The organism is Legionella sp. ST3F1 (genome assembly GCF_048553315.1).
Lineage (GTDB): Bacteria > Pseudomonadota > Gammaproteobacteria > Legionellales > Legionellaceae > Tatlockia > Tatlockia donaldsonii.
On the sequence record NZ_JBLZIO010000002.1, the window covers coordinates 64,436 to 84,434 of the forward strand.

A 19,999-nucleotide genomic window follows, 5' to 3' on the forward strand; every position below is an offset into this window, starting at 1 on the left:
AGGAGGTATTTTTCTAAAGCGTGCAAGTTAAACGGCTAACCGGTTTTTTAACCGCACTGACTTTCTCTTCCTCGTTTGCAAAGCATTTATTTTCCCGCTGATACTTGAGTCGACGAGTTTGTTTCTATTTTAGGGTTGACTTGGTTACCCGGCGTTGCATTCTGCAACCCGTCAACGATAATCTTATCCTCGGCATCAATCCCTTTAATAATGGCTCGCTTACCTTGTTCTAAACTACCTAATACTACGCGCCTTGATTCGACATAATTGTCTTTATTGACAAGTAGCAAATAGGGGCCGATTTGATCATATTGGATGGCTGTGTCAGGTACTGTTAAATGCGGGATTTTTTTGGTCAATGGAATACGGACTTGTACAAATAAACCAGGCAATAAGGGATAATTTTTATTGGGTAAAAGGGCTCGAAACTGCATGGTTCCTGTTGAGGAATTCAGTCCGGTATTGACGAAATCAAGTTTCCCTTCATGAGGAAATCCTGCTTCATTTTGCATTCTTACATAAACTGGAATCTGATTGATCTTGGAGGGTTTAAAACCACGGGCTCTTGCTGCGTCACGAATTCTGATTAAATCCAGTTCGTTGAGATTGAAATAAACATAAAGAGGATCAACCTGTTCGATGGTTGCCAATTCAGTTGCCTTGCCATTACCGACCAGATTTCCGACATCGATCAGATGGCGACCAATTCTGCCGTCGAAGGGAGCAAGTACATGGGTATAACTGTAGTTGATGGCTGCTACTTTAGCATTAGCCTCTGCTTTAGCAACTTCTGCTTTGGATGCTTCCGCTTGAGCTGCCCATTTTTCCACATTCTTTAACGAAGTGGCATTTTCTTTATACATCTGCTTTTGGCGTGCGGCCTCAATCTTGGTATATTCATAAGTGGCCTTTCGCGATATCACCGAGGACTCAGCTTCCACAAGTTTTTCATAGTAAGGCTGGGGCTCTATCACAAACAATTCCTGATCCTTTTTAACAAAGGTTCCATCGGTAAATTTTATTGCATCGAGGTAACCTTCGATTCGAGCAACCAAATTCACAGAGTTGAAAGCAACGGTATTACCCGTTTGGGTAATATATTCAGCCATCTCCATTGATTCTGGCTTTTTTACAATTACTACCGGAGTAGGCAATGCTTGTGTATTGCTGGTTTTATGGTGAGTTATTAGATAAATGAGGAGAAGGATAACCAAGGTGATGGCTGCTATTTTCACTAGGTTAACTTTTTTTTCTGAAGTCATATTCATCACCAGTTTGGTAAATAAAGTTGCTTTATTCGTTGTTCTTCAGTGAGCGGTGGCAGATGATTTTGTTTCTTTAACAAATTGCCCCAGTTGGTGCGTGCAGCCATATCTGCCTTGATATGTTTACGAACAATATCATTCCCACAACGGATTTGCCAGCCACCACCCAGAGCACGATAAAGTGCCACCAGGGATTGGGCAATATCACCCTGTGACTGTGTCAATGATTTTTGTACCCGCAGCAGTTGTCGTTCAGCATCCAATAAGGTCGTGTAATCGGTTTCACCTTCTTTATACCGAGTCATCGCCAATCTCGTGGTGACAGTGGCAGCGCTATTTGCTTTGACAAGATAGGCTTCGGATTTTTTTGTTTCGACATAGCGAGTAATATTATCCTGGACTTCTTTCTGTGCTTGTAATATGAGATTAAGGTATTTTAACAAGGCTTGTTGGAAGGCCGCATCCTGCACCCGTACCTGGTTAGTAATTTGGCCATAATTCAGGATAGGCCACAGAAATGAAGGTCCCGCCGAAATATTGCGGCTTGACCAATTGAAAATATCACTGAGTGAACGATTGCCAATGTTATTAGAAGCAAAATAAAACGTTCCAGATAGTGAAAAGGCCGGATAGAGATTAGCTGCAGTGGCTCCTATCGCTTCAGATTGCGCGATGGCTTCCATGCGTGCTTGATAAACATCGGGGCGCTGTGCCAAGGCTTCTCTGGGAATACCTACTGATACCATGGACGGTGCTTTGGGAATACCCTGATTCTTTTTGAGCAAATCATCTACACAGTTTGGTGTAGTACCAAGTAATACTGCCAGTTTATCTTTCTGTGTTTGCAGTTCACTGACCAGTGTAGGCAGTGTAGCCTGCGTTTCGGCAAGCTCTGTTTGTGCTTGTTCCACATCGAGCAAACTCGTTTGGCCTCCTTTATAACGAGACTGTGCGACCTTGAGACTCGCCGTCTGTAACTGAATATTGGCTTGAGTGACTCGTATTAATTTCTCGTCGGTACGTATGCTGACATAGGTACTTGCAATATCCGCAGTTAGCGTCACTAAAGCATCATCATAGGCAGCAACTGAGGATAAGAACGTTGCATCATTGGATCGAATAGCCCGGCGATATTTTCCCCAAAAATCAATTTCCCAGCTCGCGGTAAAGCCGACGGCAGCTGTTTCAAATTTGTTAGGTAAAATGTCTTGCAGTGAGCTACCGCCAATACGATTATAAGTAATGTTACCCCCCATATTTTGCTGCTGGGGATAAAGCTCTCCCACTGCTTGGGCCAGTTGCGCTCTGGCTTGCAAAACCCGAACTCCCGCAACTTGTAATGATAAATTATTGAAATAACCCTGCTGAATTAATGAAGTTAAGGTTGGGTCGTGAAATGCTTGCCACCAATTTGCATTTCGGATGGGCGCTGCTCTCACCCCGGGACCATTTTTCAACCAATGAGGGGCAATATTTTTTTTCGGCTCTTTATAGTTGGGGCCGACCATACAGGAACTTAGAACTAGACAACTTATTACTAGAAGAATCTTTAACATGTGGGCTACTATTTCCCTATATTACTAGCGTCTGTTGGCCTTTCGACTCTCTTGGTGTTTATGCATTCGGTGCTTCGCTGGTCACATACGAGTGGGTATGCTCCGCTACGATGCTCGAAAAACCAACGCCCAAACACTCAAGCTAGCGAAACGCTAATAGACCCTATTTCGGCCATGAAACAGGAGATGAAATAACCAAGCGACAAAATAATTTTAAGCCCTGTTCTGAGCTAATATTATCTGTGATAGTACAAATGAACAAGTGCTATTGTGTCTTTCTTTATAGGAAATATTAGTTAAGACATCAGGTTAACTAGTCTAAGTTATTTACCTCAGGCGCATACTTTTCTATGTACTCAAGAATGTATCTGGGTAAATGGAGGGAATTCTCTTCCTTATCATTATAAGGCGGTAATGAATGTGCCATATTCGCTGTGCAATAAGCATGATTTAGGGGAAAATTTTCATAGAGTAACTGCACTTTGCCAGCTGCTTCTTTGCCATCTATTTCGGCGATAAATTCAAAAGCCAGGTCAATCCCGCTTGAGACACCGGCTGCAAGCCATATGTTCCCATTTTTTACCATTCTTTCTTCCGTGACCTGTACATTTGAAAGTAGTCTGGCTTCTGGCATGGCTCGCCAATAAGTTGTTACTAACTTATCATGGAGCAGTCCTGCTTTATGAAGCAGGAACATACCAGTACATATAGAAAGGATATATTGAGCATTTTGGGCTTGTTTTTGAATAAATGATATTAATTTGGCATTGTTTACTTCGTTAATTCTGCCTTTTCCACCGGGAATAATCAGATAATCCAATTGCGGTGAGCGTTCAAAATCACAATGGGTCTTTATTAGAATGTCATTGACACACGATACATAGCCCCCATCTTGAGAGATCAAACAGAGATTAATCGGCTCTGCAATGGTTTTCCAGAGAGAAAATACCTCCCAGGGAGCAATGAAATCAATCGGTTGACAATTTTCGTATACAAGGACTCCCAATGTTTTAGCCATCGTTTACTCCCTTAATAAATGAAAATGGTTAGCAACATGTCCATGACTAGTCCAGGCACTGCTTTGTACATAATGCATTAAATTGCGCTATTAAGCCAGAGGCGTCAATCAAGAGATGGGAAACAGCGATTGATAAGGGAGTGTGCAAAAATTTAATAATAAAAATTAGCTTGGTTAATCAGGAGTTCTTTCTAGTCGCTTTAGAGTATCCATCATGGACTTAATGAATGAAAGCCGAGTATCGGATAATACCGGTATAAAGTAAAAAATATTATATAAATCGACTTGAAAATTCGTGAAAGAAGGCTCATTTTTTATCGGCTATAAAAGGATAAAATAGTTTTTATCGTGTTTGTTCTAGCATTGGGTATATTTGATTATTAATGTTGATTTTATTAATTATTTTAATCGGTATAGGTCGCATGGAAAGAGACAGCTTGTTATTCTGGTAGATTAATTTTTTGCGTTCATTTGTTTGTTTTCTATTTTTTTCTTTATAATTTTATTTAAATGAATAAATAGAAAAAAACTACCTATTGCTTATCTATAATGTAATTAGATATTGTTATGTGGATCTCAGGTATGTTTCACCCAAAAAATGAGGATAAAATAGCAAAGATACTTAAGGATTCTGATGCTGGTTTTAAGGTGGCTTCAGATACTAATGGTAATTTCCTAAAGTCTAAATTATTTTCTACTCAAACGGATGCTGCTTCGGTGTTGGCTAATATTCGTTCTAAAATAGAGCTCAGCTATATCGCTCTAGAAGTAGAACCAGGCGGGCGAGGTTGGTACATCGTTTATAATGCGAATCCAGCGGTACTTAACCAATTTCCGCATGAAGGAATTGAAAACAATAATCTACCAGAGCCTTAAAAAAGCGAGCTTTATCATTCATAGCGTTCTATGAAATTTTTAAATAGCTCAAAAGCTAACTCCGGCTGATCTAATAAAACCATATGGCCTGACTCTTTCACAAACACTAATTCCAGCGGATAGTCGACAGCTTGATAGATTAATCCCCGATTATCTTTAGCTTGTATACGTATATCATATTTATTAAGCCACATAGGATGCGACAAATAAGGAACCATCAGATCGTCCATGCCATTAAAAATCAATATCGGTAATTGAAAGTCTTTTAATAATTTTACAATAAGAGGGGCTGACGAAAGGGGAATAGAATTCATTAGATAATGGCGGACAATATGATTATCTTTACCGCATTCTACCCACGATCCTTTTGCTTTTACTGGCTTGTAATTTTCATCATTTAGAAAGTGGTTTAAATTATCTCGAATATAAGGGTATTTAATAATGCGAATGTCATAGGTATTAACAACAGGAATTTGGTGTTTTTTTGTCAATATTTCTTTTAATCTTCCGAGAGTAAAATAAGCTGTTTTTTTAGCTAAATACAAACTTGGTTTTTCTCCTTTATCCTGCAGCTCATAGAATTGTTGCCATTTAGCGCGGGCTTTGGCTAAGAGCTCTTTTGCTTTTTTTTCATCAATGAGTGAATTATTTCTAGCAAATTCGACTTGAGTAATATTGATTGAATGAGGATCAATAAAGCCATTACCCATACCAATCCCTTTCAGGTTGAAATCAGTAGAGTGTTTGATTTCATAAGCAATATTTGGAATATCTTTACCGGCATAAGATTCACCAAAAATAAAGAACGCATTTTTTTTCAATTCTGGATGACGAGTAAAAAATTCCTGCAAAGCCTGTACTACATTCTCGCGCATTTCTTTGGGTGAGGTGGTATACCGTGATGGCAAAGAAAAGCCAGTTCCTACCGGATTATCCAAATAGAGCATATGGGAGACCTTTGTCCAGGCAAAAGGGTTTTCTTTAAAATGGTAAGCTGCCGGTTTAGTGACAGTTTCCATGTTTTGTAAAAGATAGGGGCCATTTTCTATAAATAGTCCAACCATCGACGAGCATCCCGGTCCGCCATTTAGCCAGAGTGTCAGCGGGGCATCCGGGTGATCAGCTTTAACAAACCAATACCACAATTGACCATGTTCCACGGGCAAATAGCCATGCTCACTCCTTGCCTGTAGCATAGCCATATAGTGTTGGGAAGATTTATGGGCCAGTGCTAAGTTATTTTGTAGAAACAAGGCAATGAAAAGATAAATTACCACAGGAAAATAATTCATAATTAATCTGCGAAATTTATTTTTAATATAGATTATACGTTAAAATTACGTCTTGTCTTGTAAGGTAAATTTTCACTCTGGTTGATTAGCAACATTGTCTTTGTGGTTAATAAAAGACCGAATAAAAAATATTGTGTTTAACAGAGCGTTTTATATTCTCTCTCTTTCAATGGTCCTGTCTAACAAAAAACTCGTTTAATCGGTGATTTTTTTAACTTAAAGACGCTCTTCTATTAATCAAGATGTGGTTTCTTAGTCATTCTTAATGTTCAGATAATGTTCATATGATACTTTTGTGCAACATTTTAGTTGTGGAAATGGTGGTATGCCTAAATCTGATATCGGTGTAAAGCGTAAATCAATTAAAGATGTTAGTTTGCATGAAATACCTTTATTTGCGGGTAGTCAAACCGTCGAATGGCAAAAAGATGGACGCACAAATCAATTAAATCGATTGGTGGTTGCGATTAACCGCGGGGCTGATGGCAAGGGTAAAATAAAATACAACACAATTGATGAGATTATTTATAACATTCAGGACATCTGGACTAGAGCACAGCTGCCTTTCCCTTACGAGTCTAATGATTCTGAAGCCTTTTTTTCGACGTATTGGCCTCTGCTCAAAGAAGCAATCGCTACCCATGCGAAACATCATGACTTAGCTTACCAATCCTCCATTCTTGATGAAGAAGTGTCTGATGGATGGGTTAAATTACAAATTTTTAAGCGCAATCTCAGTAACGCCTCGTTGACAATGGAAACACCAGGCAAATTGGACCTCGTAGCGAAGAAACCTGAGGATGATCTGGAGCGTGTTGTCGATTCATTAGATGCTTTGGAGCAGTCTTATGTAATTAATGAGCGAAAGCAACAGATTACTCGTGATGCCATCAATAAACATCTTAATGAAACGGATGTTCTTGTCCCCCCAAGCATTTTTGTTGGGAGATTATTTGTTGGTTGTGGTTACGCTGGTATGACGTTGATGACCACTGATCCCTCAATACCCAAGAGTGCTGTGAAGGCCTTTAAACAATTGCAGCATTATGTTTCAACGAAGAGTTCTGGCCCTTTATGTCTGGAAACGCTAGTCATTTCCGAGCAACACATGGGGCATTGGAGCAGTGCAGATCATCGGGCCGAACAAGAACATCCCCTGTTGGAAATACCGGGTAATTCGACTGCCAATGATTTTATTCCCAAGAGCCAAAGCATGGGGCGCACTTTAAGAACGAACACCAGGCATCTTTTCTATGCCAATACAGTTAACATGGCTCTTAAAGATACGCCACCACCGTTTTATGGTGTGTCCGTGCAGGCACTTGAAAGAAGAGAAAAACATCTTGATGACTGGCATGTTGAGGCTACTGTTCATCATTACCGACTGAAGGTTTCCATTCCCCAGGGTAACAAGACGCTTACTGCTTATATTTATGCCCAGTTCATTGATTTCTCACTGGGTATGGGTATAGGACAAAATACCTCCTTTGAGAATGCCCTGCAGTATGAATTCGTAAGACAAAGTAAAGAAATAAGCATTTCTTCTGGTATGGGAAAAAGTTTATATCAACACTATTCGACTTATGATGCGAAAAGAGGGTTTACTCCTATTCTTCATGGCAATGAATATGATCTCAGTACCAGAGAAAGGCAATTGAGTAGTGACGTAAAAACAAGACGAGTCGTTGTAATCGGTGGTGCAGGCGGTGCGGCTACAGCTTACAGGATTGCTGTGCTCGGTACAGACCTTCATGGTTATAGATTACTGAATGAAAATGGCGAATTAGTCAAAGATGGTAAAGGACTTCGCCAAAATCCTAATGTAAAAATTTTCGCGCGCGGCAAAGTGACTTATAACAACCTTGCAGTTCAAGCAACTGAATCCTTTGAACATGCCAAAGCAAAGAAAAATCTGTTTGAAAACTATCTCTTATTGGGAGTTAAGAAAGCCGAGAATAATGAAATAGTGCTGCGTTTTCATAAACGCGAAGGAGCACGAGAAATTGAGAGGACAATGGCTCTTCATTTTAAGAAGATGATGCAAGATCCTGGAAGGCACAGTAGGCGTGTTATTCCTGAGATTGTAGAAGATAATGGCAAATTTTTTATTTTAAATCTCCATGAAGAAGTTTGCGATCAATTGATTTCTGGTATGGGGCAGGATGCCAGCAAGATTCGATCCCTGATCCTGTCTGAAATCAGTGAGAGTGAATTAAGAACAGTCAGGGGACGTGATGGACATATTGTTGCCTTGACAACAGTATCCGGAGAAATTCGTCTTAATGGTGCTATGGCAGGAAATGTTACGCGCCAATTTACTGAAGATTTAATGGTAAGTTTGAAAAAATCCAGTCTTCCCAGAAATGGCAACGATCAGAACATTATGCCCTGTGTGCTCGGCAAGCTCTTTTCTTTCTTTTCCGCTCGCCAGGCAGAACGTCGAGTCAGCATCAATGTGAATACTTGCTTCCTACAAAGAGGGGATTTACGTGATGATAAGACCGAATTTCAAGAGTTTTTAGAACATGCTGGATTAGCTCCTTTAGAGATAACAGACTTTATTGAGTTCTTATTGAAGGAACGAACTACTGATCGCACTGGAGCGGGTGTATCGTTTGAAAAATTAACAAATTACTTGCAACGGGCTAAAATTGATAACCTCGTTCAGATTATATCTTCCTGTACGTTGATTGCGACGAAGGATTTACCTTCAGTTTACCAAATATAGTCCAGTTTCTGCTTTATATTGATATAAAGTGGTAAAATATGTATCATTGGACTCCAGCAATTGTTTGGAGTCTCCAATGGGTAGCACTTCTAAAGACACGGCTTTTAATGAGGGCTTCACTCCCCCGACTTTCGGCAACTTAAAAGACGCCGTAATCACTGGCAACCATAAGCTTGTTGCCGATTTTTTATTACGTAAAGGCTGTGAAACCTCTGATCCCTTGGAAGAGAGAGGCTATGAGGATGAAGATGGTTATAACCCGACTGTTTCCCATAGTTTGTTGTATGAAGCCATTTCTTTTCCTGCCGTTCTTAAAGTACTTTTAAGCGATGCGCGCTTTAATCCCAATGAGAAAGAGTATGATGCTTTTTATCGATGTTTAAATTTAGGATTGGTGGAAAGTTTAAAATGTTTTATCGAAGATAGTCGGTTCGTTATCCCGGCTGGTACGCTTAGAAAGGCAGCTGAACTGGGAGGTTATGAGCTCATTGATTATTTATTGACTGTCCCGGCTATTGTCAATGATGCTTCATTTCATCCAGAAATCCATGAGGCTTTGCAGATTTCTGCTCAAAGCAAAGATAAAGAAATAGTTAAACGATTTTTGGAGTGTTACCACCAGCGGGTAATCCCAATCCCCAAGCTTTTAAGACAGCAGCCACTAGTCAGCCAAGTCATGGTCAGCTCTAATCAAAATTATGATTTGATTCCGGAAGAGGTAGTCGAAACCCAAGAGGTAAGTGTTATACGGCAACACTTGGCAAGAGAAATTACCCATGCCTCTGACAATCGCTATATCTGGTTTTCCAGTGTTGGAAATGGAGAACGAGCGAGCGGGAATACAGATGCACCAGAGGAAAAAAACGATATCTTTCGTTTTTGAACTTCCAAGCCAAGATAGACTGTTAGCGCCTTTGTATAAAAAATTGGTTATCTAATTTTTATAAAATTAAATGGCCCTATCAGTAAAGCAGGCAATCGACTATCTCCAGTATTAATAACTTCTTAGGACAGGCCCCCATGTTATCTCTCAAAACGAGGGATAATACGAGGCGTTACCTCTATTTTTAATTGTTCACAAAAAATACATCTTGTTTTTTCAAAAGGTTGACAGCTTAAAAATCGTCTACTATTAACTAATAATTACCTGAGAAAATACCCAGCCAAGGAATGGCAATTGTTTGTTAGCGAATACAAGGAGGTTGTATGTATTTAGGTAAATTAGGTTTCTTTAAGGAAAAGCAAGCGATTGAAAAACAGAATCTCAAGAATCATCTGGAGCAAGTAACAAGCAATCTTAAAAATAATAATCTCAAAAGAGTGTTACTTGCTCGTTTACAGCAAGAATTATATCTGCTGACTCTTTATGCTGCGCCCAAAATTAAGATGGCAGCTAAAAAGAAACGGTTATTATGCAAATTAAAATACTCAATGAAAAAGCGCAGAGCAAAAAAACGCGCAATTTTAAGCCATCGTCACACCATAAATACAATGAAAAAGATTCCAGTTTCTTCAGCGGTCAGTTCTGGCCGATTGAAAAGCAATGAGGACACTGTAAACGCTGATCCAGGCATTGTACTGTGGTATGCGCTCAGAAGCGGTTTATCTCTTGTTGAAAAACCTGTCAACAGAAATTCTCTGCGTTAATGCTGCATGCTCAGGAAGTATTAAGACGTACGATATCTTGTATGCCGTGGTTTCCGCCTGTGGGGGACAGCGAGTTAACTAATCACTGAGCAAAACAAATGGTTTGTTTTACTCAGTAATGGGTTTACTCAAATTCTAAGCGGTTGTCAGATAATCTTTGCCAAATTGCTCGAGGTAATCATGATAATTACCCAAATAATTTTGTACGCCATATTGCTCTGTTAATACCAATACGCGAGTTGAAATACGATCAATAAAATAGCGATTATGGCTAACAAAGAGCACTGCCCCTGGGAAGGCTTGTATTGCTTCGCTCAGTGCATCAATGGACTCAAGATCCAAATGGTTTGTTGGTTCATCGAAGATAAGCACATTATTTTTTTCTAAAATCAGCTTGGCCAAAATCAAGCGTGCGGATTCACCACCACTTAACATCGCAATCTTTTTATCGACATCTGAACCGCGAAATAATACTTGTCCTAACACTTTCCTGATTTCTTGCTCGGGGGCAGCAATATGACTTTCCATCCATTGCAATATGGTTTGTTCTGTTGCCAACTGGTTGTGATAATCCTGAGCAAAATAACCTATTTTGGCTGTTTCATTCCATTCAAAATTGCCTTGATCGGATTTAAGTTCATTCAATAAAATTTTTAATAAGGTTGATTTACCGATCCCATTCGGGCCGATGATGGCACATTTATCGCCTCTTGCTATATTGAAGGATACTTTCTTTAATAATACTTTTTCGTCAAATTTTTTATGAAGGTCTTCTACAACCAGTACTACCTTACCGGAGGGATTTTTTTGTTGAAAATTAAAATAAGGTTTAAAAATATTGGAGTCTTTTATCTCAACTAACTCGATACGATCAATCATTTTTTGGCGTGAAGCGGCTTGGCTGGCTTTGCTTGCCTTTGCTCCAAAACGATCAACAAACCCTTGTAGTGCTTCAATTTTCTTTTCTTGGTTCTTTAACTCACTTTGTTTGAGAATTAATCGCTCTTCTTTGGTTAAACAAAATTTGTCGTAATTCCCCGGGTAATCGAGGATAGTATCATAGTCAATATCAAGAATATTTGTAGATACATTATTGAGAAAGCCTCTATCATGCGAAATAAAAATCAATAGGCCTTTGAAATTGGTTTTTAAGAATTGCTCTAACCAGGCAATCGATAAAATGTCCAAATGGTTTGTGGGTTCATCCAGTAACATAATGTCCGGCTTTTGATAAAGAACCTGAGCCAACAAAACACGTAATTTGTAACCCCCAGATAAGGCACTCAAAGGGCCGTAATGAAATTTCTCAGCAATACCCAGGCCCAGTAATAAATTTCTCGCCGTAGATTCTGCTTCATACCCGCCCTGATGCATAACAATTTCTTCTAATTCACTGAGGCGATAACCGTCTTGCTCGGTGAAATCTTCTTGCGAATAGAGTTTATCTTTCTCTTCGAGGGCTTCCCATAAAATTGAATTTCCACGGATCACCACATCGATAAGACGGTCATTTTCATAGCGGAAATGATCTTGCTTCAGAATGCCAATGTTAAGATTTTTCGCTTTTTCGACAGTGCCCTGTGTCGAGGTTTCCTCGCCCGCTAAAATCTTTAAAAAAGTGGATTTGCCTGTTCCATTGGCACCAACAACTCCGTAGCGTTGTGAAGGCAACAAGATTAAATCCACTTCTTGGAATAAAGATTTTTTGCCAAAATCCATACTGATATTTCGTACATCTAACATGACATTGCCTCTAAACGGTAATTTGGTGAGAATTTACGCAAAAAGCCGATTCTTCGTTAAAATTTAATTTCATCGTTCATTGAGGTAAACGACTCCTCTTGAATTAAAATCAAATTTTCAACTTTGAACGGTTACGTCAATTCTGTTATTTTTGTTTTTTTATTGATCAATAAATTATTAATTTGCGCAATTTTATCATTTTTTAGATTTTTTTGCACTGTAATTAATTTAGAATCAAACTATGGGGTCCTCTCAAGGCTCCTCTGGCTTTGACAACCAGGGATAAAAAAAGGTCGCTTCGTGCTTGTTATAAAACAGATTAACGATGCGGGAATTGGGTATCTCTTGGAACTGTCTAATGGTAGCTAAATCAGTTTTTCCTTGTAATTTTATGGTAAAAATCATTTGTTTTGCCTTACCAGAGGCTATCCATTTCATAACAAGTGCATAAGCCCGGTCAGGGTAGCAGGCCACGTCTGACAGGACCCAATCATAAGTTTGCTCTAATTTGGCGGGCTCTAATGAAAATGCACTTTGTTGTAAAAAACTCACCCGGGGAAGACGGGCAATTTTGGTATCCAATAAAGCTTTATCAACGGCAGTAACATTGGCGCCTAAGGATTGCATTACATAGGTCCAACCGCCAGGTGATGCACCCAAGTCCAATACGGAGTCTCCTGCTTTAGGATATTCCTCTAACAGGGTAAGTGCTTCCCATAACTTCAGATAGGCTCGATTGGGTGGATTTGTTTTGTCTTCGTTAAAAAAGCACGTTCCATCTGGCCATTTCTTGAGGCGCTTATGACTGTAGATTAAGGTGTTTTGATCTAAAAGACTGAAACTACCTATAGCTGGAATCTCGGTTTGGACTGGAAAATCGCGTATTAGAGAAGGACTTTTCCGTAGTTGTTCTTCAATTAAACGCGATCGTCTTATGTTGGCAATAGGATGTAAGTACCAAAAATGACCAGCCTGGCGAAGAATTTTGACTGCTTCTGAAATGGATTGAAATTTTACAAGATGGGGATCTAACCAAATATCCTGGGCAAAACATACGTTAAGTTTTTTCACAGGGGAAAATACTAAATCTTCGATAACCTGAGAAACTTCTTCTATTTCTTGGCAAAACTCATGAAGAAATTCGTGTTTTACGGTATAAATGGCAGAAATCTTTTTTTGTGTTTCCATAAGCTTGTCATAAGAGCGGTTATTGTGGATGCCGGGGCTGTTTACTGAGGTTGCAGATGGAACAGCGAACTAACTTAAACTAAGCTGATTATAAGTCATTCGATTTTAGATTAACAATAAATCGTGCTGGCTGGCTTTATCGTAGTGGCTAGTGTAAAAATTGAAAATTGGATAGAGTGCGTCCTTTGGGAGTTGAGCGCTATGAATAAAAAAATGTTATTTTCTATACTCATCATGAGTACCTGCCTATTAACCGGATGCTGGACAACCAAATCAGGCCAGAAATCGGGAATTATTGTGAAGGTTGCCAAAGAAGGCCGCTATTGGGGAACCTATGAAGGAGAAATGATACGCGGCGGCCTTGATAATGCGACCGGTGCTACGGGCCGAGAATTCCACTTCACCTTGGGACAGTTTAAATCTGAACTTGTTGAGCAGGCTGAGCGTGCAATGCAAAATAATGAGCATGTTATTCTTAGCTATCATTGTGAAGAGTTTGTGGCTCCCTGGCGTGGGGAAACGAAATGTTTTGTCGACAGCATTAAAAGTTTGGACAGTGAGAAAAAAGACAATAAGTCCAATCAATAAATGTTGTTTTCTTGGACCTTACAGTTTGCTTTGGCAGCAGTGAGCGGTTTTACTGGCCGCTCGCTGTTTTGCTGATACCAGATAAGTTAATGTGAACGTCGTATTTCAATGTTGCTGGCGAAGATTAGCCACGTGTGCTTTGTATTCTTTCCAGGTGATCATCTGTTTCATTTCTTCATCGTAGAGCTTGAGAGATATCAACTCTTTGGTATTTTTTAATCCCAACTTGGATACGGCACTGAAACAGTCATTCTCTTTATGGCATTTTGCTAATTTATAAAAGGGAATTTTAGGTGCCAAGGTATGGATGTGGTGGTAACCAATATTGGCTGTCAGCCACTTGAATGGTTGGGGTAAATCATAGAAGGTACTTCCTTTTAATGCTGAATCACGCAAATTCCATTCTCTACTTGAAACAAAATATCTATGTTTAAAATTATGTTGTACATAGAACAAATAAATTCCCAAGGCACCAGCAAGCCATTGGGGTAATAGGATGGCTATTAAAAAAAACTTCAGACCTGCAATGGCAATGATAGGACCGTAAAGAAAAACAATACCTAAATTGGTGATTATGACGCTTCGATGCTCTTTTTTACCAAAGCCTTTGCGTTTACGAAAAAAACGCTGATCAATCCCAAAGACATAAATCCAGCCGAGAAAAAACATGACGAAGCTATTTCGATATAACCGATAAACCAATTTACCCCAACGACTTTTTGCTTCGTATTCTCTAACGGTGAGAAGTTTTATGTCCCCTACCCAGGGCCTGTTATCTGCATTACCACCATTGGCATGGTGAATAGCATGGGCTTTGCGCCAATAAAAATAAGGTGTAAAAAGGATAATTCCGGTAAAAACCCCAACCCAATCATTATATTTTCTCTTTTTAAAAAGATTCCCATGACCTAAATCATGCTGAAGAACAAAGAGGCGGGTAAATAGAAAGGCAAGTGGAATGATGAGAATGAATAGGGGCCAATAGTGATTGCTTAGAGCAACCTGTAAAATAATTAACCCCATAATAAGTAAAGCAAAAGTCAAAGCAACTTCACCCAAGCCACGCCCATTACTGGCTGCAATATACTTATAAATATCAAAGGGAAACGTATTCAAGAAAATTCCAAAAAGACTTCTAATATCATTAGTATACCTTAGATTTTTCATGAAAGAGCTTTTTTACACTGGTTATTACAGGTTATTAGCCGATTGGCCTGGAAAGGATAATTCCGTGCAGGTGGGCTCTATTCATCAACTGACTCCCTCAAAATAGGTCAGAACCACTCAAGCTAAACCTTCAGCCCGGGGGAGGGCCTTGTCATTGCATCAGTAATAATAGCAAGGTAATCAAGGCCGGCAGAGCTTGAATAAATAGTATTCTTAAATGAACGAGAACCCCTCCGGCAATGCCAGCAATGAAAGCACAACTTAAGAAGAAAAGTTTTACATGAAATGCTTCTATGGGATCGGGGGATAGTAAGCCCCAGATAAGGCCTGCACTTAAAAAGCCATTATAAATACCTTGGTTGGCTGCAAGTGGCGCTGATTGAAAAGCAAACTCTGGCTGTGTTCGGAAAATTTTACGACCCAACGGTTTTTTCCAGAGAAAGAATTCGAGGATGAAAAACCAGAGATGTAAAATAGCGGTGATTATCACCCCAATGTCAGCCAAAAGTTTGATCATTTTTTATCTAATAAAATGAAGTTCAATTTAATCCTACCTCTCTTTTTCTACCAGGTTTCCCCAAAAGGACGTGCTTCAACTTCAAAAGACCATGCTGAAGGAGGTTGTTGGGTCAGCCAAAAAATGGTGTTTGCCACATCATTCGGTTTAACAAAAAAATCATCTGCTTTATCTGGCATATGCTGCCGTGTGTTGGGTAAATCGACGATACCATCTATTATGACCAGAGCAACATGAATGCCCAAAGGCCATAAATATTTGGCCATCGATTCTGTAAGGCTTCGTTGGGCAGCTTTGGCAGAGGCAAAGGCTGCCGTATTAATTCCTCCACGTCTAGAGGCAGTTGCACCAATGACAATAATGTTGCCGTGGCCTTTTTTCTTCATCTCGGGAATGACAGTCTGGCTGATAGTGAATAAACCTAAGGTATTAACACGCCAACTGGCTTCAAACGCCTCTGGCTTAATTTCTTCAATATTTCCCCAACTTCCTGAGCCAGCGTTATAGATGACACTATCAATTTCCCCTAGTTCGTTGGTGATTTTATTAAAAGTCTGTTGGATGGAGTTACTATCACTGACATCACATTCATAGGCCTGTGCGTCTGTCAGTTCAAGCGCAAGTTTAGTGGTAAAATCACTTGTACGTGCCAATAGGGCGACCTTATAGTTTTGCTTGCTAAAACAAGCTGCAAAAGCAGCTCCATTGCCTGGACCAACGCCTACAACAACACAGACTGGCTTTTTCATATCATTTTCCTTAAAGCGTTGTGATTGTCTTAGTTTAGACTTAAGATGGCTGTCAACGATAGCTAGCTCGATTAATATTTTAAAGTATTAATCGTCTGTCATGAGACAATATTTGTTTCATCTTGAATCATCATATAGTATTAAGTTCTTTTATCTGGGTAAACCACTAATCAGACGATTCAGCCTTGATAATTAAGAAACCACCACGAGCAAACTTGTGTCAATTTGTTTAATTTATTGATATAATTAGATTTTTTCTATATTGAGTAATTATGAAAACCATAAATAAATGCTCAAAATGCACAGTGGCTGATCCTCCGCCATTTGAAATCTCTTATGAACACATTAGAGAGTTGTTAGATGCGGGTAGATTAAATATCTGGGAGTGGGATCTCGTCTCAGACGACGTCATTGATTTTGGCTATTCAGAGTCGTTATCTATTTTAGGTGATTACAAGGGGGAAATTGGGCGATTAAACCATTTTCTGACACGATTGCATCCGGATGATCGCGAACGTATTGTAAATGAGTTGGAAGAAGCCTTTGTTCAGCAGGATGATTACAATGCCGAGTTTCGCATTCGACTCATGAATGGTCGCTATGAATGGGTTGCTGCACGTGGTCGTTATATCCGCGATGCGGCTGGAAAACCAATTAAAATGATTGGTACCTGGTGTTTTATTACCGATCAAAAGAATATTCAAGAATTGGCGCGACGGCAGCAAACTACGCTTACGCGCTTATCACGTTGCTATGTGTTAGGAGAGGTTGCATCAACGTTAACCCACGAAATTTCTCAGCCACTACTCGTTACTAACACTTACCTCAGCGGCAGTATACGCCGCTTAAAACAGAATGATATTGATAAAGAAGAACTGACTAATGTTTTAGAAGCTGCGCTCAAACAGGTTGATTTGATGGGTAAGATTATCAAGCGTATTAAGCGTTTTGTTACCCATGGGGAGCTGCATTATGAGCCAGTTGATTTAGCTTCAGTAGCAGAAAATGCAGTCAAAATAGCGCGTTTTTCATTCGATTTTGTCGTAATCGTAAATTATGATTTTGATAAAAACCTAACAAAGGTCATCCTGGATTCTAATCAAATCAAACAAGTATTTTTAAATCTTATTAATAATGCCCTTGAGGCTATGTTAGAGTCCAACACTCGGCAACCCACGTTAACTATCAAAATAGAGACAGCTAACGATGAGATCAATGTTTATATTATGGATAACGGGCCAGGTATCTCGCAAAATGTTGTTGAAAATTTATTTACTCCATTTTATAGCACGAAAGAATATGGCATGGGAGTGGGGTTATCTATTTGCCGTAATATCATCAAAGCACATGGCGGCGCATTGTATATAGAAAATAACCTCATTGACGAAGGTGCTATATGCAGATTTAGCCTCCCTTACATTGTGGAAGCAAATAATGGCTAGTACTGTATATATTGTTGAAGATGATCTGGATGTCGCAAATGCACTGGAATGGCTTTTAAAATCTGTAAAGCTGGCAGTCAAAACATTTCTTAATCCTTACGAGTTTCTTGCGCATTCCGATAAGCTCGAAGAGGGTTGTGTTCTATTGGATGTACGGATGCCAGCCATGAGTGGTATGGAGGTACTCAAATTATTATGTCAGCGCAGCCATTGCCCTCCTGTTATTATGATTACCGGGCACGGAGATATTCCTATGGCGGTGCAAGCAATGCAAATCGGAGCCAAAGAATTCATAACGAAACCCTTTAATGAACAATTTTTACTCGAAAAAATCCAGACTATATTGGCCAGCAAAAACGAGGTTAATCGAAACTATCAGCAAATGACTGAGGTAGCCAAACAGTTTGCCTTGTTAACTGAACGAGAGCGCCAGGTAATGCATTTAGTTGTTGACGGTTATTTAAATAAACAAATTGCAGTGGAGTTAGATATCGCTATCTCCACCGTCGAATTGCATCGTCGGAAAATTATGCTCAAAATGCAAGCACGTAATTTAGCGCAATTAATCAAAAAATCCTTACTCCTAGAGATCTAGGGTAATCAATAGGGTAATTATGGTAATTTGGTATATTCAACGATTACCCACATTGCTAAGATGCACCGTCGTAAAGGTCTCCCATTAGGATTCTCCCCATGTTGATAGCATGTGCCAGTTGCTAATTCCGAACCTAGGGCCAATACATTTACCTAGGTTATACGATGAAGGAAGATTTTATGTGGAACTGTCCTACATGATTGAAAATATTGTGGAAGTTCAGCAGCCCATCGTTCTTTTTTTGATGGATATCATTCCGGCTAACGAGGTTGAGTACAGTTTTTTTCTTACCAAGATTGAAGTGATTCGAAGAGAAATAGCGAATGGGTTGCGCCTGACTTTTAATAACAGAGGACTCATGGGGTATAACAACAGTACTCGGCTTTCTCTTGCAAATTACGTGAGCCCATTCAATACGTTACAGCATATGTGCCAGCAAATAGGCAACATCGTCGATTCCATCAACTCTTCTTTAACCGCCAAATGTCGTTTTGCCTTAATTCTATCCTATGCTTTAAAAAATAAAGTCGTGTTCACCGATCATCTCATTACAGAAGCACGGAATGCACCTAAATGGATTTTTAATGACGAAAAGCAACTCTGTATTCAGCAGGCTAAAAAATATATGGACACACTATTTGAGCCTGCCGGTTAACGTTGTTTGGCGAATGTTAATTAAATTTAGCACTTGGCGTACTTGACTCATCCCGACTTGGCTCATCCGGACAACTTGTGAGGACAGAAACTCCCGCACTCACCAAATTACCAACGGCTTTCACCGCATTGAATAATCCTGGGGCAAGTGTACAAGCTGATGTAACACCTTGATAAACAGCGCCTATCTGGGTGGTGTTGAGTGCTGCTGCACCAAGATCAGTAAAGACACTATTATGTTCTGTTAAACTCAAGCCAGATAGGGTGCTAACAAACATGGTCATGCCATTTTCAGCCAAGGACGCTGGATTCATATAGAGATCATAAGCTGCATAAGTGAAAACGAGTGCATGATAAGCCTGCATTCCAGCACGCCAGGCACTTTTTTGGTTAAAAAAACCTAACATCTAAATCTACCTCCTGATTATTAAGTGCGTGTGGATTTAATAGTATGACCAAAAAAAAATCAAGATATATTTTAAATATCCCTGATGAAGGAATATTGTTACTCGTTTCAGCTACCAGTATTTTCTTCTACTTAAAAAAGGTTATTGCGTGCGTCTTGATCCTTTAAAGCCGGGTACCACCTAGGTAAATTTACGTGAACGCTTAGTTCAGTACCGGTCTGTTGTTGTGCAAAATAGAAGCAAAATTTGTAGAATGAAACTATACTAAAAAAAATTGTTTTCTTTTTGAGAGTTACCATGCCTATTCCTGTCTATCCCAAACAATTAGCCGAATTATTGCGAAAAAATGAGGCTGGCATAGCCAATACGGCTGACTCCTCGCAGGAAGCAGATCAAAGTGTGATCAGGGAAATGCGTGTGCAGGATAGTTACGAGAATAATAATGATCCTAATGATATGCCGCTCGAAATTAAAAAAAATGAAGAGAGTGATTTAGATCCTATTGATACCGAAGCCGAAATTAAAAAAAGCCTGCAGCCTTAATTGGGTTATCAATAATTGCCACCT

At 39.5% G+C, this 19,999-nt stretch carries 19 protein-coding genes; 9 read left to right on the forward strand and 10 right to left on the reverse strand.

The genetic code is table 11. The features are described from left to right. Nucleotides 1-86: 86 nt before the first annotated feature. The 3 genes from ACN4Z1_RS02485 to ACN4Z1_RS02495 all read right to left on the reverse strand — a co-directional run bounded on the left by ACN4Z1_RS02485 (nt 87) and on the right by ACN4Z1_RS02495 (nt 3,839). Nucleotides 87-1,262 carry an efflux RND transporter periplasmic adaptor subunit gene (locus tag ACN4Z1_RS02485; RefSeq protein ID WP_228362989.1) on the reverse strand — a complete coding sequence of 392 codons (1,176 nt, stop codon included), beginning with the start codon at nt 1,260-1,262 and terminating at the stop codon, nt 87-89. A gap of 5 nt (nt 1,263-1,267) precedes the next feature. Then, on the reverse strand, nt 1,268-2,821 hold the full coding sequence (locus tag ACN4Z1_RS02490) for an efflux transporter outer membrane subunit (protein WP_115221989.1): 1,554 nt from the start codon (nt 2,819-2,821) through the stop codon (nt 1,268-1,270). 313 nt (nt 2,822-3,134) lie between these two features. Beyond that, nucleotides 3,135-3,839, reverse strand: coding sequence for a DJ-1/PfpI family protein (locus ACN4Z1_RS02495; RefSeq protein ID WP_228362988.1), 705 nt, complete (start codon nt 3,837-3,839; stop codon nt 3,135-3,137). 582 nt (nt 3,840-4,421) lie between these two features. Here ACN4Z1_RS02495 and ACN4Z1_RS02500 point away from each other — a divergent pair. Then, nucleotides 4,422-4,715, forward strand: coding sequence for a hypothetical protein (locus ACN4Z1_RS02500; RefSeq protein ID WP_228362987.1), 294 nt, complete (start codon nt 4,422-4,424; stop codon nt 4,713-4,715). A gap of 14 nt (nt 4,716-4,729) precedes the next feature. Here ACN4Z1_RS02500 and ACN4Z1_RS02505 read toward each other — a convergent pair whose 3' ends face one another. Further along, entirely contained in the window at nt 4,730-6,007 is a 1,278-nt protein-coding gene (locus ACN4Z1_RS02505; protein ID WP_115221986.1) for a S10 family serine carboxypeptidase-like protein, read from the reverse strand. Nucleotides 6,008-6,332: 325 nt separating this feature from the next. Between ACN4Z1_RS02505 and ACN4Z1_RS02510 the strand changes: the two genes are divergently transcribed. From ACN4Z1_RS02510 to ACN4Z1_RS02520, 3 genes are all read left to right on the forward strand, one after another. Then, nucleotides 6,333-8,735, forward strand: a complete 2,403-nt coding sequence (locus tag ACN4Z1_RS02510) for a hypothetical protein (RefSeq protein WP_228362986.1) — start codon at nt 6,333-6,335, stop codon at nt 8,733-8,735. Nucleotides 8,736-8,811: 76 nt separating this feature from the next. Continuing rightward, entirely contained in the window at nt 8,812-9,618 is an 807-nt protein-coding gene (locus ACN4Z1_RS02515) for a hypothetical protein (protein ID WP_228362985.1), read from the forward strand. 323 nt (nt 9,619-9,941) lie between these two features. After that, nucleotides 9,942-10,382 (forward strand): hypothetical protein, encoded by a 441-nt coding sequence (locus ACN4Z1_RS02520; RefSeq protein WP_228362984.1) that lies wholly within the window; start codon nt 9,942-9,944, stop codon nt 10,380-10,382. A gap of 135 nt (nt 10,383-10,517) precedes the next feature. On the opposite strand, the gene ACN4Z1_RS02525 is transcribed toward ACN4Z1_RS02520, so the two are convergent. Beyond that, nucleotides 10,518-12,125, reverse strand: coding sequence for an ABC-F family ATP-binding cassette domain-containing protein (locus tag ACN4Z1_RS02525; protein ID WP_228362983.1), 1,608 nt, complete (start codon nt 12,123-12,125; stop codon nt 10,518-10,520). A 252-nt stretch (nt 12,126-12,377) separates the two neighbouring features. Then, on the reverse strand, nt 12,378-13,313 hold the full coding sequence (locus ACN4Z1_RS02530; RefSeq protein ID WP_228362982.1) for an SAM-dependent methyltransferase: 936 nt from the start codon (nt 13,311-13,313) through the stop codon (nt 12,378-12,380). 201 nt (nt 13,314-13,514) lie between these two features. Here ACN4Z1_RS02530 and ACN4Z1_RS02535 point away from each other — a divergent pair, with 201 nt between their 5' ends. Beyond that, nucleotides 13,515-13,901 carry a hypothetical protein gene (locus ACN4Z1_RS02535; protein ID WP_115221980.1) on the forward strand — a complete coding sequence of 129 codons (387 nt, stop codon included), beginning with the start codon at nt 13,515-13,517 and terminating at the stop codon, nt 13,899-13,901. A 105-nt stretch (nt 13,902-14,006) separates the two neighbouring features. On the opposite strand, the gene ACN4Z1_RS02540 is transcribed toward ACN4Z1_RS02535, so the two are convergent. From ACN4Z1_RS02540 to ACN4Z1_RS02550, 3 genes are all read right to left on the reverse strand, one after another. After that, nucleotides 14,007-15,017, reverse strand: a complete 1,011-nt coding sequence (locus ACN4Z1_RS02540; RefSeq protein ID WP_419423037.1) for a fatty acid desaturase — start codon at nt 15,015-15,017, stop codon at nt 14,007-14,009. 202 nt (nt 15,018-15,219) lie between these two features. Next, nucleotides 15,220-15,585 (reverse strand): DUF1304 domain-containing protein, encoded by a 366-nt coding sequence (locus ACN4Z1_RS02545; RefSeq protein WP_228362980.1) that lies wholly within the window; start codon nt 15,583-15,585, stop codon nt 15,220-15,222. 47 nt (nt 15,586-15,632) lie between these two features. Continuing rightward, complete coding sequence (locus ACN4Z1_RS02550) at nt 15,633-16,334, reverse strand: SDR family NAD(P)-dependent oxidoreductase (protein ID WP_228362979.1); 702 nt, start codon at nt 16,332-16,334, stop codon at nt 15,633-15,635. A gap of 272 nt (nt 16,335-16,606) precedes the next feature. Between ACN4Z1_RS02550 and ACN4Z1_RS02555 the strand changes: the two genes are divergently transcribed. The 3 genes from ACN4Z1_RS02555 to ACN4Z1_RS02565 all read left to right on the forward strand — a co-directional run bounded on the left by ACN4Z1_RS02555 (nt 16,607) and on the right by ACN4Z1_RS02565 (nt 19,026). Further along, nucleotides 16,607-17,776, forward strand: coding sequence for a sensor histidine kinase (locus tag ACN4Z1_RS02555; protein ID WP_228362978.1), 1,170 nt, complete (start codon nt 16,607-16,609; stop codon nt 17,774-17,776). Next, nucleotides 17,769-18,371, forward strand: coding sequence for a response regulator transcription factor (locus ACN4Z1_RS02560; RefSeq protein ID WP_115221976.1), 603 nt, complete (start codon nt 17,769-17,771; stop codon nt 18,369-18,371). Before ACN4Z1_RS02555 ends, ACN4Z1_RS02560 begins: the two co-directional genes overlap by 8 nt. Before the next feature lie 196 nt (nt 18,372-18,567). Continuing rightward, nucleotides 18,568-19,026 carry a hypothetical protein gene (locus tag ACN4Z1_RS02565; protein WP_228362977.1) on the forward strand — a complete coding sequence of 153 codons (459 nt, stop codon included), beginning with the start codon at nt 18,568-18,570 and terminating at the stop codon, nt 19,024-19,026. Nucleotides 19,027-19,042: 16 nt separating this feature from the next. Here the strand turns inward: ACN4Z1_RS02565 and ACN4Z1_RS02570 are convergent, their stop codons facing one another. Then, on the reverse strand, nt 19,043-19,432 hold the full coding sequence (locus ACN4Z1_RS02570) for a hypothetical protein (protein WP_115221974.1): 390 nt from the start codon (nt 19,430-19,432) through the stop codon (nt 19,043-19,045). Between the two features lie 297 nt (nt 19,433-19,729). On the opposite strand from ACN4Z1_RS02570, the gene ACN4Z1_RS02575 reads away from it, so the two are divergent. Next, nucleotides 19,730-19,975: a hypothetical protein gene (locus ACN4Z1_RS02575; RefSeq protein ID WP_115221973.1), complete on the forward strand. Its 246-nt coding sequence runs from the start codon at nt 19,730-19,732 to the stop codon at nt 19,973-19,975. Nucleotides 19,976-19,999: the final 24 nt, after the last annotated feature.

Coding starts and splice junctions, on each gene's coding strand:
- ACN4Z1_RS02485 (WP_228362989.1), bottom strand. CDS start 1,262: ATGACTTCAGAAAAAAAAGTTAACCTAGTGAAAATAGCAGCCATCACC.
- ACN4Z1_RS02490 (WP_115221989.1), bottom strand. CDS start 2,821: ATGTTAAAGATTCTTCTAGTAATAAGTTGTCTAGTTCTAAGTTCCTGT.
- ACN4Z1_RS02495 (WP_228362988.1), bottom strand. CDS start 3,839: ATGGCTAAAACATTGGGAGTCCTTGTATACGAAAATTGTCAACCGATT.
- ACN4Z1_RS02500 (WP_228362987.1), top strand. CDS start 4,422: ATGTTTCACCCAAAAAATGAGGATAAAATAGCAAAGATACTTAAGGAT.
- ACN4Z1_RS02505 (WP_115221986.1), bottom strand. CDS start 6,007: ATGAATTATTTTCCTGTGGTAATTTATCTTTTCATTGCCTTGTTTCTA.
- ACN4Z1_RS02510 (WP_228362986.1), top strand. CDS start 6,333: ATGCCTAAATCTGATATCGGTGTAAAGCGTAAATCAATTAAAGATGTT.
- ACN4Z1_RS02515 (WP_228362985.1), top strand. CDS start 8,812: ATGGGTAGCACTTCTAAAGACACGGCTTTTAATGAGGGCTTCACTCCC.
- ACN4Z1_RS02520 (WP_228362984.1), top strand. CDS start 9,942: ATGTATTTAGGTAAATTAGGTTTCTTTAAGGAAAAGCAAGCGATTGAA.
- ACN4Z1_RS02525 (WP_228362983.1), bottom strand. CDS start 12,125: ATGTTAGATGTACGAAATATCAGTATGGATTTTGGCAAAAAATCTTTA.
- ACN4Z1_RS02530 (WP_228362982.1), bottom strand. CDS start 13,313: ATGGAAACACAAAAAAAGATTTCTGCCATTTATACCGTAAAACACGAA.
- ACN4Z1_RS02535 (WP_115221980.1), top strand. CDS start 13,515: ATGAATAAAAAAATGTTATTTTCTATACTCATCATGAGTACCTGCCTA.
- ACN4Z1_RS02545 (WP_228362980.1), bottom strand. CDS start 15,585: ATGATCAAACTTTTGGCTGACATTGGGGTGATAATCACCGCTATTTTA.
- ACN4Z1_RS02550 (WP_228362979.1), bottom strand. CDS start 16,334: ATGAAAAAGCCAGTCTGTGTTGTTGTAGGCGTTGGTCCAGGCAATGGA.
- ACN4Z1_RS02555 (WP_228362978.1), top strand. CDS start 16,607: ATGAAAACCATAAATAAATGCTCAAAATGCACAGTGGCTGATCCTCCG.
- ACN4Z1_RS02560 (WP_115221976.1), top strand. CDS start 17,769: ATGGCTAGTACTGTATATATTGTTGAAGATGATCTGGATGTCGCAAAT.
- ACN4Z1_RS02565 (WP_228362977.1), top strand. CDS start 18,568: ATGATTGAAAATATTGTGGAAGTTCAGCAGCCCATCGTTCTTTTTTTG.
- ACN4Z1_RS02570 (WP_115221974.1), bottom strand. CDS start 19,432: ATGTTAGGTTTTTTTAACCAAAAAAGTGCCTGGCGTGCTGGAATGCAG.
- ACN4Z1_RS02575 (WP_115221973.1), top strand. CDS start 19,730: ATGCCTATTCCTGTCTATCCCAAACAATTAGCCGAATTATTGCGAAAA.